This window comes from Streptomyces sp. NPDC091682, from assembly GCF_044756625.1.
Taxonomy (GTDB): domain Bacteria; phylum Actinomycetota; class Actinomycetes; order Streptomycetales; family Streptomycetaceae; genus Streptomyces.
This window is the reverse complement of the sequence record NZ_JBIVTH010000007.1, coordinates 379,586-401,321: the sequence shown is the minus strand read 5'-3', so window position 1 is coordinate 401,321 and position 21,736 is coordinate 379,586. Positions and strand designations below refer to the sequence as shown.

Annotated in this window: 25 protein-coding genes and 1 pseudogene; 12 read left to right on the top strand and 14 right to left on the bottom strand. The window is 73.2% G+C overall.

Annotated elements, in window-relative coordinates; genetic code table 11:
• Positions 1 to 23: 23 nt before the first annotated feature.
• The 3 genes from ACIQK6_RS19320 to ACIQK6_RS19310 are packed head-to-tail and all read right to left on the bottom strand — an operon-like array spanning position 24 to position 1,556.
• Complete coding sequence (locus ACIQK6_RS19320; protein ID WP_402695131.1) at positions 24 to 857, bottom strand: helix-turn-helix domain-containing protein; 834 nt, start codon at positions 855 to 857, stop codon at positions 24 to 26.
• A complete protein-coding gene (locus ACIQK6_RS19315; protein WP_329100767.1) occupies positions 854 to 1,366 on the bottom strand; it encodes a DUF6879 family protein in 513 nt (170 codons plus the stop codon). Before ACIQK6_RS19315 ends, ACIQK6_RS19320 begins: the two co-directional genes overlap by 4 nt.
• The gene (locus ACIQK6_RS19310) at positions 1,350 to 1,556 is read right to left on the bottom strand and encodes a hypothetical protein (protein ID WP_329100765.1); all 207 of its coding nucleotides are present in this window, start codon (positions 1,554 to 1,556) and stop codon (positions 1,350 to 1,352) included. The genes ACIQK6_RS19315 and ACIQK6_RS19310 overlap by 17 nt, the downstream gene beginning before the upstream one ends.
• A gap of 167 nt (positions 1,557 to 1,723) precedes the next feature.
• Between ACIQK6_RS19310 and ACIQK6_RS19305 the strand changes: the two genes are divergently transcribed.
• On the top strand, positions 1,724 to 2,713 hold the full coding sequence (locus ACIQK6_RS19305) for an aldo/keto reductase (RefSeq protein WP_329100763.1): 990 nt from the start codon (positions 1,724 to 1,726) through the stop codon (positions 2,711 to 2,713).
• Positions 2,714 to 2,800: 87 nt separating this feature from the next.
• Here ACIQK6_RS19305 and ACIQK6_RS19300 read toward each other — a convergent pair.
• Positions 2,801 to 2,950 (bottom strand): annotated as a pseudogene (locus tag ACIQK6_RS19300) (aldo/keto reductase); the annotation flags it as partial.
• A 59-nt stretch (positions 2,951 to 3,009) separates the two neighbouring features.
• Positions 3,010 to 3,702 carry a GDSL-type esterase/lipase family protein gene (locus tag ACIQK6_RS19295; protein ID WP_329100762.1) on the bottom strand — a complete coding sequence of 231 codons (693 nt, stop codon included), beginning with the start codon at positions 3,700 to 3,702 and terminating at the stop codon, positions 3,010 to 3,012.
• Between the two features lie 76 nt (positions 3,703 to 3,778).
• On the opposite strand from ACIQK6_RS19295, the gene ACIQK6_RS19290 reads away from it, so the two are divergent.
• Positions 3,779 to 4,795 carry a WD40 repeat domain-containing protein gene (locus ACIQK6_RS19290; protein WP_402695130.1) on the top strand — a complete coding sequence of 339 codons (1,017 nt, stop codon included), beginning with the start codon at positions 3,779 to 3,781 and terminating at the stop codon, positions 4,793 to 4,795.
• Between the two features lie 286 nt (positions 4,796 to 5,081).
• Here the strand turns inward: ACIQK6_RS19290 and ACIQK6_RS19285 are convergent, their stop codons facing one another.
• From ACIQK6_RS19285 to ACIQK6_RS19275, 3 genes are all read right to left on the bottom strand, one after another.
• Positions 5,082 to 6,545 carry an SPFH domain-containing protein gene (locus ACIQK6_RS19285; RefSeq protein WP_329100757.1) on the bottom strand — a complete coding sequence of 488 codons (1,464 nt, stop codon included), beginning with the start codon at positions 6,543 to 6,545 and terminating at the stop codon, positions 5,082 to 5,084.
• Positions 6,546 to 6,672: 127 nt separating this feature from the next.
• Positions 6,673 to 6,903 (bottom strand): hypothetical protein, encoded by a 231-nt coding sequence (locus ACIQK6_RS19280; RefSeq protein ID WP_030011817.1) that lies wholly within the window; start codon positions 6,901 to 6,903, stop codon positions 6,673 to 6,675.
• A 40-nt stretch (positions 6,904 to 6,943) separates the two neighbouring features.
• Positions 6,944 to 7,864 (bottom strand): DUF3027 domain-containing protein, encoded by a 921-nt coding sequence (locus tag ACIQK6_RS19275; RefSeq protein WP_329100755.1) that lies wholly within the window; start codon positions 7,862 to 7,864, stop codon positions 6,944 to 6,946.
• A 328-nt stretch (positions 7,865 to 8,192) separates the two neighbouring features.
• Here ACIQK6_RS19275 and ACIQK6_RS19270 point away from each other — a divergent pair, with 328 nt between their 5' ends.
• From ACIQK6_RS19270 to ACIQK6_RS19255, 4 genes are all read left to right on the top strand, one after another.
• A complete protein-coding gene (locus ACIQK6_RS19270; protein ID WP_329100753.1) occupies positions 8,193 to 9,554 on the top strand; it encodes an MFS transporter in 1,362 nt (453 codons plus the stop codon).
• A 192-nt stretch (positions 9,555 to 9,746) separates the two neighbouring features.
• Positions 9,747 to 10,238: a DUF2771 domain-containing protein gene (locus ACIQK6_RS19265; protein WP_150257960.1), complete on the top strand. Its 492-nt coding sequence runs from the start codon at positions 9,747 to 9,749 to the stop codon at positions 10,236 to 10,238.
• A gap of 13 nt (positions 10,239 to 10,251) precedes the next feature.
• Positions 10,252 to 10,983 (top strand): futalosine hydrolase, encoded by a 732-nt coding sequence (locus ACIQK6_RS19260; protein ID WP_329100751.1) that lies wholly within the window; start codon positions 10,252 to 10,254, stop codon positions 10,981 to 10,983.
• Entirely contained in the window at positions 10,964 to 11,827 is an 864-nt protein-coding gene (locus tag ACIQK6_RS19255; protein ID WP_329100749.1) for a 1,4-dihydroxy-6-naphthoate synthase, read from the top strand. The genes ACIQK6_RS19260 and ACIQK6_RS19255 overlap by 20 nt, the downstream gene beginning before the upstream one ends.
• Before the next feature lie 76 nt (positions 11,828 to 11,903).
• On the opposite strand, the gene ACIQK6_RS19250 is transcribed toward ACIQK6_RS19255, so the two are convergent.
• On the bottom strand, positions 11,904 to 12,287 hold the full coding sequence (locus ACIQK6_RS19250) for a cold-shock protein (RefSeq protein ID WP_030012939.1): 384 nt from the start codon (positions 12,285 to 12,287) through the stop codon (positions 11,904 to 11,906).
• A gap of 178 nt (positions 12,288 to 12,465) precedes the next feature.
• On the opposite strand from ACIQK6_RS19250, the gene ACIQK6_RS19245 reads away from it, so the two are divergent.
• Positions 12,466 to 12,717: a hypothetical protein gene (locus ACIQK6_RS19245; RefSeq protein ID WP_030012938.1), complete on the top strand. Its 252-nt coding sequence runs from the start codon at positions 12,466 to 12,468 to the stop codon at positions 12,715 to 12,717.
• Between the two features lie 15 nt (positions 12,718 to 12,732).
• Here ACIQK6_RS19245 and ACIQK6_RS19240 read toward each other — a convergent pair whose 3' ends face one another.
• Entirely contained in the window at positions 12,733 to 13,359 is a 627-nt protein-coding gene (locus tag ACIQK6_RS19240) for an HAD family hydrolase (protein ID WP_329100747.1), read from the bottom strand.
• Positions 13,360 to 13,518: 159 nt separating this feature from the next.
• On the opposite strand from ACIQK6_RS19240, the gene ACIQK6_RS19235 reads away from it, so the two are divergent.
• Entirely contained in the window at positions 13,519 to 14,019 is a 501-nt protein-coding gene (locus tag ACIQK6_RS19235; protein WP_329100745.1) for a SigE family RNA polymerase sigma factor, read from the top strand.
• A 9-nt stretch (positions 14,020 to 14,028) separates the two neighbouring features.
• Positions 14,029 to 14,871, top strand: coding sequence for a hypothetical protein (locus ACIQK6_RS19230; RefSeq protein WP_402695129.1), 843 nt, complete (start codon positions 14,029 to 14,031; stop codon positions 14,869 to 14,871).
• A 5-nt stretch (positions 14,872 to 14,876) separates the two neighbouring features.
• Here ACIQK6_RS19230 and ACIQK6_RS19225 read toward each other — a convergent pair whose 3' ends face one another.
• Entirely contained in the window at positions 14,877 to 15,893 is a 1,017-nt protein-coding gene (locus ACIQK6_RS19225) for a hypothetical protein (RefSeq protein ID WP_329100742.1), read from the bottom strand.
• 86 nt (positions 15,894 to 15,979) lie between these two features.
• Between ACIQK6_RS19225 and ACIQK6_RS19220 the strand changes: the two genes are divergently transcribed.
• Positions 15,980 to 18,472, top strand: a complete 2,493-nt coding sequence (locus ACIQK6_RS19220) for a helicase C-terminal domain-containing protein (protein WP_329100740.1) — start codon at positions 15,980 to 15,982, stop codon at positions 18,470 to 18,472.
• 49 nt (positions 18,473 to 18,521) lie between these two features.
• Positions 18,522 to 19,118: a DUF4291 domain-containing protein gene (locus ACIQK6_RS19215; protein WP_329100738.1), complete on the top strand. Its 597-nt coding sequence runs from the start codon at positions 18,522 to 18,524 to the stop codon at positions 19,116 to 19,118.
• A 9-nt stretch (positions 19,119 to 19,127) separates the two neighbouring features.
• On the opposite strand, the gene ACIQK6_RS19210 is transcribed toward ACIQK6_RS19215, so the two are convergent.
• The 3 genes from ACIQK6_RS19210 to ACIQK6_RS19200 all read right to left on the bottom strand — a co-directional run bounded on the left by ACIQK6_RS19210 (position 19,128) and on the right by ACIQK6_RS19200 (position 20,979).
• Positions 19,128 to 19,670: a DoxX family membrane protein gene (locus ACIQK6_RS19210; RefSeq protein WP_329100736.1), complete on the bottom strand. Its 543-nt coding sequence runs from the start codon at positions 19,668 to 19,670 to the stop codon at positions 19,128 to 19,130.
• Positions 19,671 to 19,924: 254 nt separating this feature from the next.
• Positions 19,925 to 20,404, bottom strand: a complete 480-nt coding sequence (locus tag ACIQK6_RS19205; protein WP_329100734.1) for an N-acetyltransferase — start codon at positions 20,402 to 20,404, stop codon at positions 19,925 to 19,927.
• Positions 20,401 to 20,979, bottom strand: a complete 579-nt coding sequence (locus tag ACIQK6_RS19200; protein ID WP_329100733.1) for a peroxiredoxin-like family protein — start codon at positions 20,977 to 20,979, stop codon at positions 20,401 to 20,403. The genes ACIQK6_RS19205 and ACIQK6_RS19200 overlap by 4 nt, the downstream gene beginning before the upstream one ends.
• 68 nt (positions 20,980 to 21,047) lie before the next feature.
• Here ACIQK6_RS19200 and ACIQK6_RS19195 point away from each other — a divergent pair, with 68 nt between their 5' ends.
• The gene (locus ACIQK6_RS19195; RefSeq protein WP_402695145.1) at positions 21,048 to 21,665 is read left to right on the top strand and encodes a TetR/AcrR family transcriptional regulator; all 618 of its coding nucleotides are present in this window, start codon (positions 21,048 to 21,050) and stop codon (positions 21,663 to 21,665) included.
• Positions 21,666 to 21,736: the final 71 nt, after the last annotated feature.

The window sequence follows — 21,736 nt, the reverse complement described above, 5'->3', positions numbered from 1 at the left end:
CCAGTCGCGTTGTGGACTAAAGATCAACCACGGCAGGTTGCGGACCAGAACGCGAAGTGCTCCCTGGCGGTGTCGCCGAAGAGAGCCAGTTCCTCGTACGCGGCGAACTCTTGAAGATGCGCACGTACGTCTCTCGGATCGCGGAGGAGCAGGACGCCCGTGGACACCTCCACCGTGGCGATGCGGTCGTCGTACACGGTGAAGGTGTTCAGCGGTGCTGGGGCCGTCCGTGAGCCAAGAGGGATGACACCCAAGCGCAGGTTCGGGAGATGTGTCAGCGAAATCAGCCGGTCGATCTGCACGGCCAAGACGTCCGGCGGCACGAGCGGCCAGCGGACGGCCTGCTCGGTGAGGATGAACGTAAACCGCTTCGAGCGGTCGTAGAGGACCTCCTGCCGCTCCAGCTTCTTCGCCACGGCCTTCGAGTCGTCGCCGGGGATGTGCGAGAGGCTGGCCCGGATGTATTCGGGTGTGGACAGCAGGCCCGTGATCATGGAGAGCAGGAAAAACCGGAAATCGCTGCTCGCCCTTTCGAGACCGGCCAGCTCGAACTGCTTCTTGTCCAGACCCTTGCGGCGAAGTGACCGTGCGTCCTGCCAATCGGTGTTCGCCATGCGTGCCAGGGCGGAGATCTCCGCGAGGAGATCCGCCGGCGCGTCGATCGCTCTCAGGATCTGCTCCACGTCGACCAAGGACGGCCGGACCTTGCCGTTCTCGATCCGGCTGATCTTCGACTGGGACATGTTGCAGCGCGCCGCGACCCGGACCCCGGAGAGACCGGATCGCTTGCGCAGCTCGCGGAGCTTGTCGGCCAGCTCCCGGCTGGAGTGGCCCATCCGCTCAGGCTCGAACGTCACGCGCGCACGTACTCCAGGAATGGGATGGACCCTTCCCGCGCGATGCGCTGATGGTCGATGAAGGGTGCGGGATCGCCCTCGAACAGCTCACGGGAGATCTGTCGCCCGTCCTCCGCGTAGTGCATCAGCACGACTGTGGAGCGGTCGAACATCCAGAAGTCCTGGACGCCCGGCAGCGGGTTCGGCCGGTCGGTTACGTCGAGGATGCGAATGTCTTCCCCGATGGGCGCTTGGTGCTGGTAGTACCGCTCGAACTCGAAGCGCAGGTAGTCCGAGAGTGGCTGCGTGACGATGTGCACGCGGCCGATACTCCCGCCTGCTGCCGTGTGCTTGCGGATCAGGTCCGTCCACGAATCCTCGTAGGGCCCGTGGAAGCGGGCACCGTTCTTGAAGGCGGCGAATTCCTCCGCCTCCTGGGGGACGAGGTACTGCGGCAGCGTCTCAAGCCTCCACGCCTCGGTCTTGAAGCCGCGGAATTTGCTCTGCCATTCGTCACCATCCAAGAGCACGTACAGCCTCCCTCAGGACGCTCTCGGGAATCTCCACGAGCCCCTCGCCGTCCGGCGGTGTGAAGGCAGGGGACAAGTCTCCCTGGACGACGAAGGAGCCGGAGGCGGTGCGGTACACGTTGGGGCAGTCGCCTTGTCCGCACTCGCCGTTCCCGTTGCCGGTCAGTCGGGTCAGTTCCTCACGAGCCATGTGAACCCCCTGGTTCGCGGCCTGGTCAGGGCCAGCCACCAAGACCGTACGGAGCGCAGTGGTCAGCCGTCTATGCATCAACGCGACTATGCGCGTTGTCGCATAAATCGAGGGCGGCGCGGGCCGCTCTTGCCTGGAGTGGACTCGAAGCAGTTGGCTTGGGTCCCATGAAGTACACGCAGCTCGGACGCACCGGACTCAAGGTCAGCCGACTTGTACTCGGCACGATGAACTTCGGTCCGCAGACAGACGAACCGACCAGCCACGGAATCCTGGACGCCGCCCTCGACGCAGGTCTGAATTTCGTGGACACGGCCAACGTGTATGGGTGGGGTGAGAACAAGGGCCGTACCGAGGAGATCATCGGCACCTGGTTCGCCCAGGGTGGTGGCCGTCGGGAGAAGACGGTCCTGGCCACCAAGGTCTACGGCTCCATGTCCCGCGGGGGAGACACCTGGCCGAACGAGGACCGGCTGTCGGCGCTGAATATCCGCCGGGCCGTCGAGGCCAGCCTCAAGCGGCTCCAGACCGACCACATCGACCTGTACCAGTTCCACCACATCGACCGCCGGACCCCCTTCGAGGAGATCTGGCAGGCCGTGGACGTACTGATCCAGCAGGGCAAGATCCTCTACGCGGGCTCCTCCAACTTCCCCGGTTACAAGATCGCCCAGGCCAGCGAGACGGCCGCCCGGCGCGGGATGGTCGGCCTGGTCAGCGAGCAGTGCCTGTACAACCTTGCCGAGCGGCGGGCCGAGATGGAGGTCATCCCGGCGGCCCAGGAGTACGGCCTCGGGGTCATCCCGTGGTCCCCGCTGCATGGCGGCCTGCTGGGCGGGGTCATCAAGAAGGAGGTCGAGGGCGGCCGCCGGGCCTCCGGCCGGTCCGCGGACGCGCTGGCCAACAGCTCGACACGGGCACAAATCCAGGCGTACGAGGACCTGCTCGACAAGCACGGCCTGGAGCCCGGTGAGACCGCCCTGGCCTGGCTGCTCACCCGGCCGGGCGTGACGGGCCCCATCGTCGGCCCGCGCACCGCCGAGCAGCTGGAGAGCGCCCTGCGGGCGCTGGAACTGGAGCTGAGCGAGGAGGTGCTGGCCGGGCTCGACGAGATCTTCCCCGGGCCCGGTCCGTCCCCGGAGGCCTTCGCCTGGTGATCAGGTAGCCGTACGTACGGTGGTCGTCGTCCCTTCTTCCTGGACGGCGGCCACCTCCTACTCAAGCTGGCGTCAAAGTGCCCGCTTGGCGGTGTCGAAGTAGTTGATGCCCGCGTCGAGGGCGGAGTCCATGATCGAGTGACTTTCGGGCTCCACGGTCTGGGGGCCGAAGTTCATGGTGCCGAGAACGAGTCGGCTGACCTTGAGGCCGGTGCGTCCGAGCTGCGTGTACTTCATGGGGCACTAGCCAACTGCTTCGAGTGCGCTCGAAGCAAGACCCCGTCGTGACGGGCGTGTTACGGCCCCTGCGCGGGCCGGTAGGGGCCGCCGATCCCCCACGCCTGGTGCAGGACGGCCGCGAACTCGCCCGCCAGCCGGTGCTCGCCCGAGGCGTTCGGGTGAGTGCCGTCGTAGGTGTCGCGGTGGATGTCGTACGCGTCCGGGCGCGCGGCCAGCAGGATCGGCGAGGCGTCGGTGGTCAGGTCGGCGACCGCCTTCGCGAGGAGCTCGTTGAAACGGGCCACCTCGGCCGCGAAGGGGGCGTCCTCCTCGGCGCGGCTGTTCGGGATGACCGGCAGCAGCACCATGCGGACGCCGGGGCGGGCGGCGCGGGCCCCGGCAACGAACCGGCGGACGTTGGCGGCGGTCTGCTCGGCGTCGGTGTAGAAGCCGAGGTCGATCAGCCCGAGCGAGACCAACAGGACGTCGGCGCCGGTGTCGGCTACCGCGGGGCCTATCAGGGGGGCCATGTGCTGCCAGCCCTCGCCCCAGCCCGCCAGGTGGCGGCGGGCGGGCTCCGGGAAGCCCGGGTCGGCGTACGCGTGGCTGCTGGGCACGTCGGCGACGGTGTCGTACAGCTCGCAGCGCGGACCGACGATCCGGTAGGGGCCGCCGAAGGTCGAGCTGAGGTGCTGCCACATCCGGTAGCGCCAGGTGTAGTCGCCGGCGCGCCCGATGGTCATGGAGTCGCCGACGAACATGAAACGCATCCGGTCATCATCGCGGATCGCGCGACAGAAACCCCTGTGACGCCGGACACGCGGCACGTACTGGCAGGCTGGGGGAATGCGCCTGCCCCTGCCGTCCGCCGCCGCGTCCGCCGCCGTTGCCGTTACCGCCGCCGCCGCCGCCGCACTCGCCGTGCTGCCGGGCCCGGCCCTCGCGGCGGAGACCCCCACCGTGTCCTCCTTCACCATCTCCGACCCGCGGATCAAGGAGTCGAGCGGCCTGGCCGCCAGCCGGATCCACCCGGGCGTGTACTGGACGCACAACGACAGCGACGACGGCCCGTACATCTACGCGGTGGACTCGGCAACGGGCAGGACGGTGGCCCGCGTGACGCTGACGGGGATCGGCAAGCCGCGCGACGTCGAGGCGATCTCGCTGGGCCCGGACGGGCAGCTCTACGTCGGGGACATCGGCGACAACCGGAACGGCACCTGGGACCACGTGTGGATCTACCGCTTCCCGGAACCGAAGCAACTGGGCGACGTCACGGTCGAAGCCGCGCAGTTCACGGTGAAGTACGCGGACGGTGCCCGCAACGCGGAGGCCCTGATGGTCCATCCGGTGACGGGGCGCGTCTACATCGCGAGCAAGGACGAGAACAAGGGCGGCCTGTACGAGGGTCCCGCGGAACTGACGAAGGGCGGCACGAACGTGTTCCGGCGGGTCGCCGCCGTGCCGTGGGTGACGGACGGGGCGTTCTCCCCCGACGGCACCCGGCTGACGCTGCGGGGCTACTTCACGGCCCGCAGCTACCCGTGGAAGGACGGCCTGCCGGTGGGCGAGGGCGAACGGGTGGACGCGCCGTGGCAGGGCCAGGCCGAGTCGGTGACGTACACCCCGGACGGCTCCACGCTGATGTTCGGCGCGGAGGGCGAGGGCAGCCGGGTCATCGCCGTCCCGGTCGCCTCCGCCCCTTCGGCCTCGACCTCGGCCTCGCCGCAGCCGGGTGCCCCGTCGGGAGCGGCCCCCGCGGTGGAGCCGACGGGCAGCTTCGGCAAGGGAGCCCTCGTCCTGGCGGGCGGCCTGGTCCTGGTCCTCGGCGCCAAACGCCTCCTCCGCCGCCGCGGCGCCTGATCCGGCCCGTCCGGCTGCGCCCCCATCCGGCTCCGCCACCGCATACAGCCTCGCCAGGGGGCACCTCCCAGCGGTAGCTGGGGGAGTTTGAGGCGCGGGGGTCCGGGGGCGGCGCCCCCGGCAGCGGCGCCGCTGCCGGAAGCCACACGTTCGGCGCCCGCGCCGTTGCCGGGGCTCCGCCCCGGACCCCGCTCCTCAAACGCCGGAGGGGCTGGAACGGCCCGGCAGAGCCGGACGGGGCGGGCCCGGGGGCGCCGAGTTGCCCGGCGGCCGGGCCAGTCGGCGGTTACTCCTCGTGGATCGGGATGCGGCCGTTCACCGGCGGGGTGGCCGGGGACGGAGTTCCCGGGGTGGGGGGCTGGCCCATCGAGGCCAGGAGTTGGCGGGCCACGCCCAGGCCCGTGCCGCCCATCGTCAGGGCCTTCGCGAACATCTCCGACATGCCCTCGGCGCCGTTCAACAGGACCATGTGCTCCACGTTCCCGAAGGCCCCCGCGCCCGCCTCCACGATCGCCGGCCAGTTCTCGGCCAGCTGCTGCGCGACGACCGCCTCCTGGTTCTCCGCCAGCGCGGCGGCCCGCGCCTTGATCGCTTCCGCCTCGGCGAGACCGCGGGCCTTCGCCGACTCCGCCTCCGCGAGGCCCCGCGCCTGCGTAGCCGCGGCCTCCGCCTCACCGGTCGCCCGCGTGGCCTTCGCCGACGCGATGCCCCTCGCCTCCACGGCCTGCGCGTCGGCGGTCGCCGCCGTCGTCACCCGCGTCGCCTCGGCGGCCGCCGCGAGCTCCGTTTCCCGCGCATTCGCCTGCGCCGCCGAGATCCGCGCGTCGCGCTCGGCCTCGGCCCGGGTGCGGGTCTCGTACGCCGCCGCGTCCGCGGGCTTGCGCACGTCCGCCTGCAGCTGCTGCTCGCGCCGGTGCGCCTCGAGCTCCGCGACCCGGGTCTCCTGGACGACGACCTCCTGGCGGGCCGCCGCCTCCGACAGCGGCCCCGCCTGACGGGCCGTCGCCGCCGCCTTGTCCCGCTCGGCCTGGTAGCCGGCCTGGAGGATCTCGCTGTCCCGGGTCGCCTCGGCCATCCGGGCGAAGGCGGCCTGCTCGGCCTCCGTGGCCAGCCGGTTCGCCTCGGCCTGCGCGATCCGCGCGTCCCGCTGCACGGCCGCCGCGTGCGGCATCGCCAGGTTCTTGATGTAGCCGGTCGGGTCCTCGATCTCGTGGATCTGCAGCGAGTCGACAATCAGGCCGAGCTTCTCCATCTCGGTACCGCAGGCCATCCGGGTCTGGCCCGTCAACTTCTCCCGGTCGCGGATCATGTCCTCGACCGTCAACCCGCCCACGATGGACCGCAGATGTCCCGCGAAGACGATGTGCACCCGCTCGGGCATCATCTTCTGCTGGTCCAGGAAGCGGCGGGCCGCGTTGGCGATCGACACGAGGTCGTCGCCGACCTTGAAGATGACGACGCCCTTCACCCGCAGCGGGATGCCCTGGTGGGTGACGCAGTCCACGGACAGCTGCGTCTCGTTGAGGTCCAGGGACAGTTTCCGCACCGCCTGCACACCCGGGAGCACGAGCGTCCCCCGGCCGGTGACGATCCGGAACCCCATGCCCTGCCCGAGGCCCTCGGTCTTGTGCGTGGAGCCGGAGATGACGAGTGCCTCGTTCGGTTCGGCCACCCGCCACATGAGCTTGAACAGGCCGATCAGAGCCACGATTGCGGCGAGAACGATTCCCGCCACGACGCCGATAGCCATCGGCAACGCCCCCTTAGCGCGGTGCCGTTCGGCACCGACGGGGCTGAGTCTGCGCCTGCCGCGGCCCGGCCGGAAGATGCGGGCCGCGTCTTGTCGCCATCCTGATACGTACAGGTGGGACGGGTCGTCAGTTGTCGTAGGCGGCCATCACGTACACCGTGCGCGGCGGCAGGTACTCGACCACCGTCACCACCGTCCCGACGGCGATCCGACCGGTCCCCGCGACCGGGTGGGCGAGGAAGTGTTCCGCCCCGCCCCGGATCCGTACGATGACCTCGCCCACCAGCCCCGGGCCGACCGTCCCGGTCACCCGGCCGGTCAGTCCCACCATGTCCGCGTCGGCGCCCGTGTCCCCCATGGGGCGAGGGTACGCCGCCGCGCCCCGGGACCGGGCCGAGCTACGAGTGGCCGAGGTCCGCGGCCGACAGGTCCGACTCCGAGACCGGGACCGAGCCGCTGTCGGGGGCCGGCCGCAAGGTGAACTCGTCCGAGGCCATCGAGTCGAGCACCGGCGGGGCCGGCCGCAGCGGCGCCGGCATGACCGCGGCCTCCGAGTGGCCGCCGCAGCCGTAGGACAGCGACACCAGACGGCCGTCGGCCGGGCTGAACTCGTTCGCGCAGACGCCGAAGGCCTGACCGAGCGAGCCGCCGATGGCGACGAGGAAGCCGCAGGAGACGCAGGACGCGGGCGCGGCCTGCGCCATCGGGGTCTTGGCGCCGAAGGACTCGTCCCAGCGGTCGGCGGCGGTGTGCAGCCCGTACCGCGAGAGCACGCGGGCCCGGCGCATGCCCAGTTCCTCGGCGACCGAGGTGATGGAGCCGCGTACGGGGACCACCGCGCGGTCGGTGACGTCGGCGTCCTCGGCCTCGACCAGTTCGGCCATCTCGGTGGAGACGACCGAGTTCGGCGGCGGGGTGTCCTCGCCCGACCAGCCCGGCTCCAGGCGCAGGTCCTCGGCGTCGGTGGGCAGCAGGTCGCCGGGGCCCATGTCGCCGGGGCGCAGCCGTTCGCTCCACGGCACCCACTCGGGGGCCAGCAGCGCGTCGTCGCCGGGGAGCAGCACCGTTTCGTCGAGCGTGACGTTCTTCGCGCGGGAGGCGCGGGTCACGGTGACGGCCCAGCGCCAGCCGCGGTAGCCGGGTTCCTTGGACTCGAAGAAGTGGGTGACGACGCGGTCGCCCTCCGCCACGGCGGAGACGTGCGCGCCGACCACTCCGGGGAAGGCGGCCTCCTCGGCCGCCGCGCGGGCGAGTTCTACCGCCTCGACGCAGAGGCGGTCGGGGGTACGCGGGGTACGGCTTCGCGTCGCAGCACTCACTGGTCTCGTTCTCTCCTACGCCGTCTCACGTGTGCGCCGTCCGTACTGTCGTCCACAACGACCCGTCGGTGCTGTCCGTACGGGGCACGGGCGGAGCGGACCAGAGGGCCGCGTCGACGTCCGCACCCGATCGGACTCCGGGCGCACCTCACTGCAACCCATTCTGCGGGATCACGAAGAGGCGCGCGGCCAGGAGCATCCGCCGGTGGCGCGCTACGCACGCTACCTCCTCTCAAGCCTCGGGCACACATGCAAGGTCCGATTCGCGGACAAGCCACCGGCCGCGCGACGCGCCGGGAGGCACCCCGGCAGGGCCGGGTGGGGCACTATGTCGAGTGTGGCACCCGTACGGTCGTCCGACGACGGCTCGGGACCGGCCAGGCGGGCCGGCCGGGCCGTCGGGCGTGCGCTGCACCTTCCTGCGCGGGGGATCCGGCGGGCCACGCACGCGCACGGCGCGGGGGAATCGGGGCTCGGCAAGCTGATCGAGCTGCACGCCATCAACGGCGCCGGCGATGTGATGATCACTGTGGCATTGGCCTCGACGGTGTTCTTCTCCGTTCCCACGGACGAGGCGCGCGGTCGGGTGGCCCTGTACCTGGCGATCACGATGGCCCCCTTCACCGTGCTGGCCCCTGTGATCGGTCCGCTACTGGACCGACTGCCGCACGGCCGGCGGGCGGCGATGGCGGCCTCGATGCTGGCCCGCGCGCTCCTGGCGCTGCTGATGTCGGGTGCGGTGGCCACCGGGGGCATTCAGCTCTACCCGGCGGCGCTGGGCGTGCTGGTGGCGTCCAAGGCCTACGGGGTGGTCCGCAGTGCGGTGGTGCCCCGGCTGCTGCCGCCGAAATTCTCACTCGTGAAGGCGAACTCCCGGGTCACGTTGGCGGGTCTGCTGGCGACGGGCGCGGCGGCGCCGCTGGGTGCGGCCCTGCACCTGATCGGGCCGCCGTGGCCGCTGTACGGGGCCTGTGTGATCTTCGTGTGGGGGACCTTCGCGGCGTTCACGCTGCCGCACAAGGTGGACGAGGCCAAGGGCGAGCGCCGGGCGCGGCTGTCCACGCACGAGGCGCACTCGAAGCGGCCGGGCCTGCGGACGGTCAGCCGGTCGGTGCTGTGCGGGCTGCTGGCGAACGCCTCGATGCGTGCGCTGTCCGGGTTCCTGATCTTCTTCCTGGCGTTCCTGCTGCGCGAGCATCCCGTGGCGGGGCAGAGCGCGGCGGTGTCGCTGGGCATCGTGGGCGTCTCGGCGGGCGTGGGCAACGCCTGCGGTACGGCGGTGGGCGCGTGGCTGCGGGCGCGGGCGCCGGAGGCGATCGTCGCGGCGGTGCTGTGCCTGACCCTGGGCGTGGCGGTGCTCGCGGCGGTGTTCTTCAGCGCGCTGTTCATGGCCGTGCTGGCCGCGACGGCGGGCTTCTGCCAGGCGCTGGCGAAGCTGTCGCTAGACGCGATGATCCAGCGGGACGTGCCGGAGTCGGTGCGGACCTCGGCCTTCGCGCGTTCGGAGACGCTGCTCCAGGTGGCGTGGGTGCTGGGCGGGGCGATCGGCATCGTGCTGCCGCTGAACGGGGTACTGGGGATGTCGGTGGCCGCGGCGATCGTCGCGGTGGGTACGACGTGGGCGGTGCGCGGCGTCCTCTCGGCCCCCCGCCCCCACCACCCGGACCCCTCCCGCCCCCGCGTGGCGTAACGATCACCCACGCCGACTGATCCAGCCCCGCCGGCGTTTGAGGCGCGGGGTCCGGGGCGGAGCCCCGGGAATGCCCGGGCGGAGCCCGGGGCCGCTCGCGCGGCGGCGCCGCACCGGCAGATCCACGCCGCGCCGCAGGCCACCGGTACCCCGTGCGGCGGCGCAGCCCACCGGCCCGATAGCCTTCGGCTCATGACCGCACCGCTTTTCTCGGGTAGGGCCCGCCGCAGCGTCGCGGCCCTCGGAGCCGTGTCCGCCGGCCTCCTCCTCCTCTCCGCCTGCGGCGAGAAGCCGACGCCGCTGGCGACCGTGACGGTCGGCACCTCGTCGGTGTCCGCCGAAGCCTCCTGCCACAACGACGGCAAGGAGCTCTCCATGGACCAGGTCCAGGAGTGCCTCACCAACCTCAAGAACCCCAAGACCGTCGAGTACGCCCGGGGCGACACCCTGCGCCTCGGGGTCGAGCCGGAGATCGTCGAGGACGGCAAGCGCTGGTCGGCGGTCCTGGACGGGCAGCCGATCACCGAGCCCTCCTCGAACACCTACCGCAGCTTCCCGGGCGCCGACGTCTTCGCGACCGGAGGCCAGGGCGAGGCCCCCTCCTCGAAGAAGCTCGCGTTCCTGCAGATCGCCGAGGACGGCAAGCCGCTCGCCGTCTGGTCCTTCAACCTCAAGCTCAAGTAGCCGGGCGGCAGCGGTGCGCGCGCTCGTCGTGACCGCGGTGGCGGCGGAGGCAGACTCCGTCACCACCGGGCTGACCCCTCATCCGGACACGTTCGGTCCTGAGCCACGCACCTTGCCCGGGGGTTACCTCGTCCACCGCCGGGACCTTCCGGGCATCGCCTTCGACGTGCTCGTCGGGGGCGTCGGTCCGGCGGCGGCCGCCGCCGGGACCGCCACCGCCCTGGCCCTCGCCGACTACTCGCTCGTCGTCTGCGCCGGCATCGGCGGCGGGTTCGCGCCCGCCGCCCCGCTCGGTTCCCTCGTGGTCGCCGACGCGATCGTCGCCGCCGACCTGGGGGCCGAGACCCCCGACGGCTTCCTCGCCGTGAGCGAGCTCGGCTTCGGGCACAGCGTGCACCTGCCGCCCGCCGAACTCGCCGCCCGCGCCGCCGAGGCGACCGGGGCGCTGCTCGCGCCCGTGCTGACCGTCTCCACCGTGACCGGGACCGCCGCCCGGGCCGCCGCGCTCGCCGCCCGGCACCCGATGGCCGGGGCCGAGGCCATGGAGGGTTTCGGGGTCGCGGAGGCGGCCGCCGCACACGGGCTGCCCGTACTGGAGATCCGCGCCGTGTCCAACGCCGTGGGCCCCCGTGACCGTGCCGCCTGGCGGATCGGGGACGCGCTCACCGCGCTCGCCGACGGCTTCCGCGTGCTGGGGCCCGTACTCGCGAACTGGGGAGAACGCCATGAGCACGACCACCGGTGAACCGCTGAAGATCGCCTATTCGCCCTGCCCGAACGACACCTTCGTCTTCGACGCGTGGGCCCACGGCCGGGTGCCGGGCGCGCCCGCCCTCGACGTCACCTTCGCGGACATCGACATCACCAACGGCATGGCCGAGCGCGGCGAGCTGGACGTGCTGAAGGTGTCGTACGCCGTGCTGCCGTGGGTGCTGGAGGAGTACGCGCTGCTGCCCTGCGGCGGGGCGCTGGGACGCGGTTGCGGCCCGTTGGTGCTGACCCGCGAGCCGGGGATCGACCTGGCCGGGCGGACGGTGGCCGTGCCGAGCGAACGCTCCACCGCCTACCTGCTGTTCCGGCTGTGGGCCGCGGACGTGCTGCCGGAGGGCGTCGGCAAGGTCGTCGTCCTGCCGTTCCACGAGATCATGCCGGCGGTCCGGGACGGCCGGGTGGACGCCGGGCTGGTGATCCACGAGGCCCGGTTCACCTATCAGGACTACGGGTTGCACTGCCTGGCCGACATGGGTGAGCACTGGGAGTCCACGACCGGCCTGCCGATCCCGCTCGGCGCGATCATCGCCCGGCGCTCGCTGGGCGCGGAGCGGCTGCGCGCGCTGGCCGAGTCGGCCCGTACCTCGGTCCGGATGGCCTGGGACGACCCGGAGGCCTCCCGCCCGTACGTCCGCGCGCACGCCCAGGAGCTCGACCCGGCCGTCGCCGACCAGCACATCGGTCTCTACGTCAACGAGTTCACCGCCGGCCTCGGCGAGTCCGGCTACGCGGCGGTGCGCGGGCTGCTCACCCGGGCGGCGGCCGAGGGACTGGTACCGGCCATCCCGCCCGGCTCGCTGGACTTCCCGCAGGACTGACCGCCCTGTACGCGCGGCTGCGCCCCGCCGCTCTTTCGAGTGGCGGGGCGCAGCCGTACGCGTGACGGCGCGGGGCTCAGACGTCGAGCTGGTCGGCGACCGCGCGCAGCAGTCCGGCGATCTTCGTGCCGTGCACCTTGTCGGGGTAGCGGCCGCGCTCGAGCATCGGGGTGATGTTCTCGAGCAGGGTCGTGAGGTCCTGCACGATCGAGGCGAGCTCGTCGGGCTTGCGCCGCTGCGCCGCTGCGACGGAGGGCGCCGGGTCCAGTACCGTCACCGAAAGTGCCTGGTCACCGCGCTGGCCCGCGACGACACCGAACTCGACGCGCTGGCCGGGCTTGAGAGCGTCCACCCCGGCAGGGAGCACCGACGAGTGGACGAAGACGTCGCCGCCGTCGTCACGGGAGAGAAAGCCGAAGCCCTTCTCACTGTTGAACCACTTGACCTTGCCGGTAGGCACGTCCGTCCTCTGTCCTTGTGCTCGTCGGGGGTCCGAAGGGCCGCGAACGGCTCCGGACAACAGCGCAGCGGGCCATGAGTGACCCGCCACCTCAAGGCTAATGGTCGGGGGCCGGGTGACAAGACGTTCCCCGGTCCTTCACGGTCGGCTGCTTCGGCCAGGGAACTACCCTGGTGAGGTGACTGTTACTCCTCATTCAGACGAAGCGCGGCCCGGCGACGGACTGGTCAAGGCCGGCGGCATCGTGTTCATCGCCGGGGCCGTGGCGACGCTGGCGACCATGGCCCCGCTCTTCCTCGACATGGACCCGTTCCCGTCGTACGCGTGGGCGGTCTGCATGCTCATGGGCGTCGGGTTCGCCATCTCCGCGGCGGGCGTGCTCCGCTCGGCCGCGGCGCAGCGCAGGGCCGCGCGGGCCTCGCAGGCGTAGCGGCCCGGGCGGCGGTCAGACGGGCTGTGCGGCGACGTACTGCGCGAGCCACTGCGGCAGCGCGGTGAGGTCGGGCAGGACCACGTCCGCGCCCGCCTCGCGCAGTTCCTCCTCGGGGCACGGCCCGGTGGGCACCACCACGGACAGCGCGCCGGCCGTGCGGGCCCCGCGTACGTCACCGACGTGGTCGCCGACGTAGACCTGCGCCCCGTACTCGCGCAGTGCACCGGCCTTGGCCTCCGCCCAGAGCCAGCCGACGACAGCGTCGGCCTCGATGCCGAGGTGCGACAGGTGCAGGCGGGCGTTGGGCTCGTGCTTGGCCGTGACGACGATCGCGCGGCCGCCGAGCGCCTGGACGGCCTCGATCGCCTCGCGGGCGCCCGGCATCGCCGGGGTCGGCCCGATGGCGTACGTGGGGTAGATCTCGCGGTAGCGCTCCGTCATGGCCGGGATCTCGGCCTCCGGGAACCAGTGCGCGAGCTCCTCCTCCAGCGGCGGGCCCAGCCGGGTGACCGCCTCGTCGGCATCGATGAAGGTTCCCGTCTCGGCGGAGAGGGCCTGGTAGGCGGCCCTGATTCCCGGGCGCGAGTCGATGAGGGTCATGTCGAGGTCGAAGCCGACGGTGAGGTTCATGCCTCCCATTGTGCCGAGGCGGCCGTACGGGAGGCCGACTGCGGGCCTACGCCGGGGGAACGCCCGCCGAGGACTGCCCGACCTGAATTCTTCACATCCGTGCTCAACCTTTTCCCGGCGGCAGTGCTCAGGGCAGGGGTGAGAGACACGATGTGAAGGGGAGGGCGGATGCCACCAGGCACCGAGCACGACTTCGAGGCCTTTGCCCGGGCCAGTCAGCGCAAGCTGTACCGGACCGCGTACCTGCTGTGCGGCAACGCCGACGGCGCACGCGATCTGACACAGACGACGCTCGCGAAACTGTTCCAGCACTGGCGGCGGGCGTCGGCCGCCGAGTATCCCGACGCGTACGCCAGAACCGTGCTGACCCGTACCTTCCTCGCCGAGCGGCGCCGGCGGCTGCGGGACCTGCTGGCCCACCGGCGCGCCGGTCCGCCGCCCCGAGCCGAGCACGCCGACCTGCGCGTCACCCTGCTCGCCGCGCTGGCCGAACTGCCCCCGCGGGCCCGCGCCATGGTCGTCCTGCGCTACTGGGAGGACCTGAGCGTCGAGACCGTCGCCGAACTGCTGCGCTGCAGCGAGGGCACGGTCAAGAGCCAGTGCTCACGCGCCCTGGTGAAGCTGCGCGCGCGGCTCGGCGAGGCCCACATCTACGCGACCGAGAGCTGAGGAGACGCCATGGGTACCAACGAAGACCACACCGAGGACCGGGCCACGGCCGTGCTCGTCCGGGACGTGATGGACCGTGCGCTGGCGGAACTGCCCGCCACGGCGGACCTGGTGGGGCCGGCCCGCGCCCAGGGCCTGCGCCGCAGGGCGCGCGTCCGGGCGGCGATCGGCGGTGCGGTACTGGCCGTGGCCGGGCTCGGCCTGGCCGGGGCCTTCGTCCTGCCGGGCGACGGCGACGACCGGGGGGCGACGGGATCCACCGGGGTCGTGGACGTGGCCGGGCCGCCGACGAGCTCCGGACCGCCGCCGCCGATCCACCTCGAACCCAGCCCGGGCGAATCGTCGATGGCCGACCTGCCGCCCGCCGAACGGGCCCGCCTGGAGAACTTCCAGAACCGGGCCGTCGGTGTGCTCCAGCAGCTGCTGCCCCCGTCGGTCGGCACCGTGCAGCGCATCGACCTGGGCGTGCAGCAGTACCAGGGCACCAAGGACGGCAAGACCTTCCGCATCACCTTCTCGGTGCGGCCGTCCGAACCGGGCATGGCGCCCGGGAACTGCCGCGAGATCAAGGGCACGGTCTGCTCGAAGGCCACCCTGCCCGGCGGCATCCGGGCCGATGCGGCCGTCTCGCCGATCAACAACGGCAACGTCACCGAATCCCGGCTCTGGTTCCGTTACGGAGCCAGCGACGTCTCGCTGAGGGTCGGCCCGCACGACGCGTCGAACACCTCAGCGCCCGTCACCGCCCAGCAGCTCCTCGACGTCGCCGGGGCGGCCGCCTTCCTCGATCTGGTCAAGGCGGCCGACCGCGACCCGGTGGAGGAGATGCCGCACACGGTCATCGGCGGCTGACCGGCCTACCGCCGCCGCGCGCGCCACACCAGGTACAGCGCGGATGCCAGTGCGGCGCCCCGCAGGACCCACGGCCACATCCCGTGCAGGGCCCCGCTCAGCTGGTCATCGGACAGGGCCTCGCCCCATTTGCCGTTCATCCGGCCCCACACCCACAGCACCGCACCGGTGAGCACCGCGCCGGGTGGGCCGAGGACCACCCACTTGCGCTCGGCCGGCCCCAGCACGCGCGAGGCGTACGGAAGGAGCCAGCCGACCACGAGGAGCAGCCAGTAGCCGGTGAGCACGCCGACGACGAGGACGGCGGCCGCCAGCATGAGCAAGGCGTTCGGTCGCGGGCGGCCGGCGGGGGCCGCCGGGGCGTCCGGCGCGGCGGCCCCGGCCGCCGCGTCCTTCTTCGCGCGCCGCCGCTCGCGCAGGAACCGTACGAGGCTCCGCGCCCGCCCCTCCTGCGCCCCGGGCGGGGCCGGTGCCGCCTCCTTCGCCTGCGGGTCGTCCTCCGGTCCTTCCTTGAACAGGTCCGGGATCTCGATGCCGCCCGCGAAGCCCTCGACCTGCGGACCCGCCCCGTGCGTCCCCGGGCTCATCCGCCACCAGTCGGGCTCGGCCCCGCCGGAGGGGCCGAGCTCGTCCAGCCCGGCCAGGTGCGGCGGCACGTTCTCGGGTTCCGCCGCCGGGCGGGCCGGGGGCACGTTCTGGCGGCGCAGACGGCCCGGTCCCCGCTGGACGGGGACCGACAGGCCGATGTCGGCGGGGGCGGGGGCGGGGGCCGCGGGGGCACGGGCCGCGCCCCGGCGGGCGCCGAGGGTGTCCAGTACCTCCTCGGGCGTGCCGATCCGCTCCAGGATGCGCCGTACGGCGGCCGGGGTGTCCGGGTCGTACTTGGCGCGCCGGCGGTCGATTTCGTCCCGCAGCCCCGACACCAACCGCATCCGGTCGCCGGAGGACAGCTGCCGTTGTTGCGCCAAGTCCCCGACGCGGCTCAGATATTCGTAGACCAGGTGGTCGCTTTCGATCCCCACGCCCAGGCTCCTCCCTTACCCCCTGTCCCGAAGGTAGCGCGTGCGCCCGTGGAGCTGCTGCGGGCGCAGCGGATACCGTTGACCGGATGGGGACCGGCCGACTGACCGGCCGACGCGACCAGGAGGCGACTGTGCCCGAGGCAAGCACTGCGGCGGGATCCGCCGGCGGGAGCCCGGCGGGAAGCTCCCCGCGCTCACTCGCCGAGGCGCTGCGCGCCCGTGACGACGCGGCGCTCGCGGCCCTGTTGCGGGCCCGCCCGGACCTGCTCGGACCGGTGCCCGGCGATGTGACGCAGCTGGCCACCCGGGCCGGAACCCGGGCGTCGGTGGTGCGCGCCCTGGACCGGCTGGACCGGTTCGCGCTGCAGACCGCCGAGGCCCTGGCGGTGGGCCCGGACCCGTGCCCGTACGCGGTGCTGGAGGGGCTGCTGACGGGCGGCGAGGACGAACGGGCCCGCGCCGCGCTCCCCGACGCCCTGGCCGTCCTGCGCGACCAGGCCCTGGTGTGGGGCGACGAGGACCGGCTGCGGCTGGTCCGCACGGCGCGCGAGCTGCTGGCCCCCTCGGCCTCCCGCCCCTCGCCCACCGGGCTGGGTCCGACCGTTGCCGAGGCCACGGCCGGGATGTCGCCGACCCGGGTGCAGGAGATCGTGGCGGCCGTCGGGCTGCCCGCCACCCACGACCCGGTGTCCGCGGTGACCGCGCTGACCGGGCTGTTCACCGATCCGGAGCGGATGTCGGCGCTGCTGGACGAGGCCCCGGCGGAGGCGCACCAGGTGCTGGGGCGGCTCGTGTGGGGGCCGCCGTACGGGGAGGTGACCCCGAATCCGACGCCGCCGGTGCGCTGGCTGCGCGACCGGGGGCTGCTGCTGCCCGCGACGGCGCGGACCGTCGTGCTGCCCCGCGAGGTGGCGCTGCACCTGCGCGGCGGGCTCGCGCACCGGGACACCGCGCCGGTGGCCCCGCCGGTGCCCGCGCACCGCGAACACCGTCCACAGCTCGTGGACGCGAACGCAGCCGGTCAGGCGCTGGCCGCGCTGGCCACGGTCGAGGAACTGGTGAAGTCCTGGGAGCACGCCGGTCCGCCGGTGCTGCGGGCGGGCGGGCTGTCCGTACGGGACCTCAAGCGGACCGCGGCCGCGCTGGACACGACCGAGCAGCAGGCGGCCTTCTGGGCCGAACTGGCCTACGCGACGGGTCTGCTGGCCAGCGACGGGGAGGCGGACGAGCGGTACGCGCCCACCCCGGCCTTCGACGACTGGCTCGAACTGCCGCCCGCCGAGCGCTGGTCGCAGCTCGCGGCGGCCTGGCTGCCGGCCACCCGCACGGCACCGCTGGTCGGCGAGCAGGACGCCAAGGGGCGCACGCTCTCCGCGCTCGGCCCCGAACTCGACCGGTCCGCCGCCCCCGAGGTGCGCCGGCGCGTGCTGGAACTGCTCGGGGAACTGCCCGAGGGCGCCTCGCCCGACCCGGAGGCCCTGCTGGCGCGGCTCGCCTGGGAGCGTCCCGTACGCGGGGCGAGCGATCTGCGGGCCCGGCTCGCGCACTGGGCGCTGGCCGAGGCGGAGGTCCTCGGCGTGACCGGCCGGGGCGCCCTGTCCGGGCCCGGCCGGGCCCTGCTGGAGCACCGCGACCCGGCGCCGCTGCTGGCCCCGCTGCTGCCGGAGCCGGTGGACCACGTACTGCTCCAGGCCGACCTGACGGCGGTGGCCCCGGGCCCGCTGCTCCGCCCGCTGGGCGACACCCTGGCGGTGCTCGCGGACGTGGAGTCCAAGGGCGGGGCGACGGTGTACCGGTTCACGCCCGGCTCGGTGCGCCGGGCCCTGGACGCCGGCCATGCCGCCGCGGACCTGCAGGCCTTCCTCAAGGAGCACAGCCGTACCCCGGTGCCGCAGCCGCTGGCCTACCTGATCGACGACGTGGCCCGCCGGCACGGACACCTGCGGGTCGGCGCCGCCTCCTCGTACGTGCGCTGCGACGACGACGCGATGCTGGGCGAGATCCTGGCCGACAAGCGCTCGGCCGGGCTGGGGCTGCGCCGCCTGGCGCCGACGGTGCTGGCGGCGCAGGCGGATCCGACCGTCCTGCTGGAGGGGTTGCGGGCGATGGGGTACGCGCCGGCCGCGGAGTCCCGTACCGGCGACGTGCTGGTGGCGCGGGCCGACGCCCGCCGCACCCCGGCCCGCTCGGCGCCCGTACCGGTGCCGGAGGGTCCGCCGGTGCCGGACGCGACGCTGCTGGCGGCGGCGGTACGGGCGATCCGCGCGGGCGACGTGGCGGCGACGGCGGTGCGCAAGGAGCCCGCGACGGCCTCCGCCGCCGGGGCCGGGGTGCCGGGCGAACTGCCGCGCACGAGCGCGGCGGAGACCCTGGCGACGGTGCAGGCGGCCGCGCTGACCGGGTCGGCGGTGTGGATCGGGTACGTGAACGCGGAGGGTGCGGCGAGCCAGCGGGTCATCGCGCCGGTCCGGGTGGAGGGCGGCTTCGTCACCGGCTACGACCACACGGCGGACGAGGTGCGGACGTACGCGCTGCACCGGATCACCGGTGTCGCGGAACTGGCGGACGATCAGGTGTAGGGGTGGAAACCCGGTGGCCGGTCGGGTGACGGGCCGCCATCCTGAACGCATGTCCGACGAGCACGTACCGAACCGCCAGATCCGCGCGGCGCACACCGACACCACGATCACGGTGTACCAGGCCTACTCCCCCTCGCTCGGGGTGCCGGCCGCCCGTGACGGCCGCTTCCCGCCCGCCTGGAAGCGCGAGCGCATGACGTGGATCAAGCCGTCGTTCCTGTGGATGATGTACCGCTGCGGTTGGGGGACCAAGGCCGACCAGGAGACGGTGCTGGCCGTCGAAATCACCCGCGAGGGCTTCGACCGGGCGCTGCGCGACGCCTGCCTGTCCCACTACGTGCCGGGTGTGCACGGGAACCAGCCGACCTGGAAGGAAGCGCTGCTCGGTGCGCCGGCCCGGGTCCAGTGGGACCCGGAGCGGGACCTGCGGCTGAATCCGCTGCCGTACCGCTCGCTCCAGTTGGGGCTGTCCGGTCCGGCGTCGCGGGCGTACGCCGACGAGTGGACGGTCGGCATCCGCGATGTGACCGGGCTGGCCCGGGAGATCCGCGGCCTGCTCGGGGCCGGGGACGAGGCGGCGGCGCGCGCCCTGCTGCCGGCGGAGACCCCCTACCCCGCGGGGCCGCTGCCGCACCTGGGGGCGTAGCCGGGCGGTTCAGTCCCGGATGAGCAGGACGACGAATCCCACGACGGCGCCCAGCAGCAGGGCGAGCAGGGAGTAGCGGGGCCGGTTCTCGCGCAGCACCGGCAGGTGGTGGTCGACGGAGAAGCGGCCTGGCCCGGTGAGGGTGAGGGCGACGATCGCGGCGAACAGGACCACTTCGAGTTCCACGCCCTTGGGCGGGAAGTAGGCGCTCAGGCCCCGGACGTCGAGGATGTTGATGAAGGTGCCGGTCAGGGCCGCTCCGGCGAGCGGGGTGAGCAGGCCGAGGGCGAGGCCGAGGCCGCCCAGGGTCTCGGCGAGACCGGCGATGACGGCCATGGCGTCCCCGGCGGGGTAGCCGGCCATCGTGAAGCCCTTGCCGGTCGCGGTGAGGCCCGGGCCGCCGAACCAGCCGAAGAGCTTCATCGTGCCGTGGCCGGCCATGCTGAGGCCGACGACGAGCCGGAGCAGGAGCAGGCCGGTGTCGTGGGTGACGGTGGTGGCGGGGGCCGGGGAGGGGCTGAAGAGCGTGCGGTCCCGGCTTGCTTGCGTCATGGGGGTCCGTTCCGACGTCGCCGGTGGGCGTCTGGGGCGCCCGGGGCCGCCTGCCACCCTAGAACGCTCGCAGGTGGTGCCCCGGCAGCGACGTCGCCGCCCGTCCCATCGGACCCCGGCGTCTACCCGTTCGGCCCCGGAACGCCTGAACGCACCCCCGCCGAGGGGCCGTCGTCGACGCCGGGAACGGTGCGCGGGAGCAGGCCCTCGTGGTCGGGGCGGCCAGCCGGAGCGGCCGCCGACGGCCACCGGTCTCACCTGGGGGCGTAGTCGATCCGCTCGGCGTCGAAGGGCCACACCTCGTGGAGCCAGCGGGTGATCCTCTCGTGGACCCGCGCGTCCAGCGCGGCCCGGTCGGCGCGCACCCAGTGGCTGACGGCGACCCGGCCGGGGGCCTCTCGGGAGCCGTGGACGTACAGGCAGCCGATCACCTCGCCGACGCCGTCGGCCTCCCCTTCCAGGAGGCTGTAGGCGAAGGCGACGCGCTCCTCGAACTCCTGCGCGTGCCGGAGCAGGTCGGCCAGGTTCGCCTCGGCGGTCATCCCCGCCACCGGCGGCCAGCCCCGCCCCACGAACCCGGGCGTCGCCCTGATGTGCGCGATGCTCCCGGTCCAGGCGGCGAGGTCGCGTTCGTTGTGCTCGGCGCCGAGCGGCTCCAGCCGGAAGCCGTCGGCGACGAGCGTCCGCGGTACCGCGAAGTCGGCCGGTACGAAGGGCTGCTGATCATGATTCATGCCAGGACGGTACGTGCCCGTGCCGCCAGGGTCAGCAGCTTTTCCACCGGCCACTGGTCGTCCGCGTGCACCCCGTAGCCGGCGGCCAGCACGCGTCCGTCGGGCGCGATCAGGAAGTCCGCCGGCAGTCCGAGCCGCCCGCCGTCCTGGTGAAGCGTCGGCGGCTTCGCCCGGCCGCGCAGGATGTCGAGGGTGCCGACGGCGATCGCCCGCCAGGCGCGGGCGGCCAGCAGGGCGCGGTAGGACGACTCGACGCCGAACTCCGCGTACAGCCGCTTGCGGGGGTCCGCGACGACGGCGAAGGGCAGGTCGGCCACGTGCTCGCGCAGTTCGTCGGCGCCGGAGTGGAAGACCACGACCTCCCGGATCCCGGCGGCTGCTATCTCGGCGTGCCGCCGCACCACCGAGCGCAGGTGCAGATGGCAGATGGGACAGCCGGCGAACCGGCGGAACTGCAGGTGGACGAGGTGTTCGGGGTCGGGGACGGCCACGGGTGCGCCGTCCGCGACGGCGGTGAGGGTGCGGGTACGGACGAGGGAACCGGTGTCGAGCTGCGCTGAGGGCACTGAGGGCACTGAGGTCTCCTTCGTAAGCGTATGGCGTACACCTACAGCGTAAGCGTATGCCGTACGCTGTCAACACCATGCCGCGCCCCCGCTCACTCACCCCGGACCAACTGGCCGCCGCGGCCCTCACCGTGATCGACCGTGAGGGCCTGCCCGGGCTGTCCATGCGCGCCGTCGCCGTCGAACTCGGCATCAGCACCATGGCCCTGTACCGGTACGTCCAGGACCGCGGGGAGCTGGAGGCCCTCGTCGTCGAACTGGTCCTCGGCTCCGTCGACAGCACCCCGCCGCCCCTGACCACCGGCCCCTGGCGCGCCCGCGTCACGCTCCTCGTCGACCGGATGCGGGACACCGTCGGCGCGCACCCCGCCGTACTGCCGCTCACCATGAGCCACCGGCACCGCTCCCCCGGCGTACTGCGCTGGGGCGAGACCGTCCTCGGCGTGCTCGGCGAGGCCGGGTTCGGGCCCGAGGGGCGGATCATCGCCCTGCGGGCCCTGCTCGCCTACGTGATCGGCGCGATCCAGCAGGAACACCTCGGCGCCCTCTCCGGCGCGGGCACCGCCGCGATCGCCGAACTCCCGGCCCAGGAGTACCCGTACCTGACCGAGGCCGCGCTCGGCGCCCGCCACCTCACCCCGGACCGCGAGTTCCACGGCGGCCTCGCCCTACTGCTGAACGGCCTCGGCCGCTGACCGACCGCCCGACCCACCGGATGCCGCGCCCCTCGCCTCGTCCGTGCGCCTCGTCCCCGCGCCCCGTCCGG

What these genes read in the sequence shown, in the direction of transcription:
- ACIQK6_RS19290 (WP_402695130.1), top strand. Translation starts at nt 3,779, where the DNA reads ATGCGCCTGCCCCTGCCGTCCGCCGCCGCGTCCGCCGCCGTTGCCGTT.
- ACIQK6_RS19220 (WP_329100740.1), top strand. Translation starts at nt 15,980, where the DNA reads ATGGGGACCGGCCGACTGACCGGCCGACGCGACCAGGAGGCGACTGTG.
- ACIQK6_RS19295 (WP_329100762.1), bottom strand. Translation starts at nt 3,702, where the DNA reads ATGCGTTTCATGTTCGTCGGCGACTCCATGACCATCGGGCGCGCCGGC.
- ACIQK6_RS19235 (WP_329100745.1), top strand. Translation starts at nt 13,519, where the DNA reads ATGCCACCAGGCACCGAGCACGACTTCGAGGCCTTTGCCCGGGCCAGT.
- ACIQK6_RS19305 (WP_329100763.1), top strand. Translation starts at nt 1,724, where the DNA reads ATGAAGTACACGCAGCTCGGACGCACCGGACTCAAGGTCAGCCGACTT.
- ACIQK6_RS19215 (WP_329100738.1), top strand. Translation starts at nt 18,522, where the DNA reads ATGTCCGACGAGCACGTACCGAACCGCCAGATCCGCGCGGCGCACACC.
- ACIQK6_RS19310 (WP_329100765.1), bottom strand. Translation starts at nt 1,556, where the DNA reads ATGGCTCGTGAGGAACTGACCCGACTGACCGGCAACGGGAACGGCGAG.
- ACIQK6_RS19270 (WP_329100753.1), top strand. Translation starts at nt 8,193, where the DNA reads ATGTCGAGTGTGGCACCCGTACGGTCGTCCGACGACGGCTCGGGACCG.
- ACIQK6_RS19240 (WP_329100747.1), bottom strand. Translation starts at nt 13,359, where the DNA reads ATGGGAGGCATGAACCTCACCGTCGGCTTCGACCTCGACATGACCCTC.
- ACIQK6_RS19230 (WP_402695129.1), top strand. Translation starts at nt 14,029, where the DNA reads ATGGGTACCAACGAAGACCACACCGAGGACCGGGCCACGGCCGTGCTC.
- ACIQK6_RS19210 (WP_329100736.1), bottom strand. Translation starts at nt 19,670, where the DNA reads ATGACGCAAGCAAGCCGGGACCGCACGCTCTTCAGCCCCTCCCCGGCC.
- ACIQK6_RS19265 (WP_150257960.1), top strand. Translation starts at nt 9,747, where the DNA reads ATGACCGCACCGCTTTTCTCGGGTAGGGCCCGCCGCAGCGTCGCGGCC.
- ACIQK6_RS19195 (WP_402695145.1), top strand. Translation starts at nt 21,048, where the DNA reads ATGCCGCGCCCCCGCTCACTCACCCCGGACCAACTGGCCGCCGCGGCC.
- ACIQK6_RS19255 (WP_329100749.1), top strand. Translation starts at nt 10,964, where the DNA reads ATGAGCACGACCACCGGTGAACCGCTGAAGATCGCCTATTCGCCCTGC.
- ACIQK6_RS19205 (WP_329100734.1), bottom strand. Translation starts at nt 20,404, where the DNA reads ATGAATCATGATCAGCAGCCCTTCGTACCGGCCGACTTCGCGGTACCG.
- ACIQK6_RS19285 (WP_329100757.1), bottom strand. Translation starts at nt 6,545, where the DNA reads ATGGCTATCGGCGTCGTGGCGGGAATCGTTCTCGCCGCAATCGTGGCT.
- ACIQK6_RS19280 (WP_030011817.1), bottom strand. Translation starts at nt 6,903, where the DNA reads ATGGGGGACACGGGCGCCGACGCGGACATGGTGGGACTGACCGGCCGG.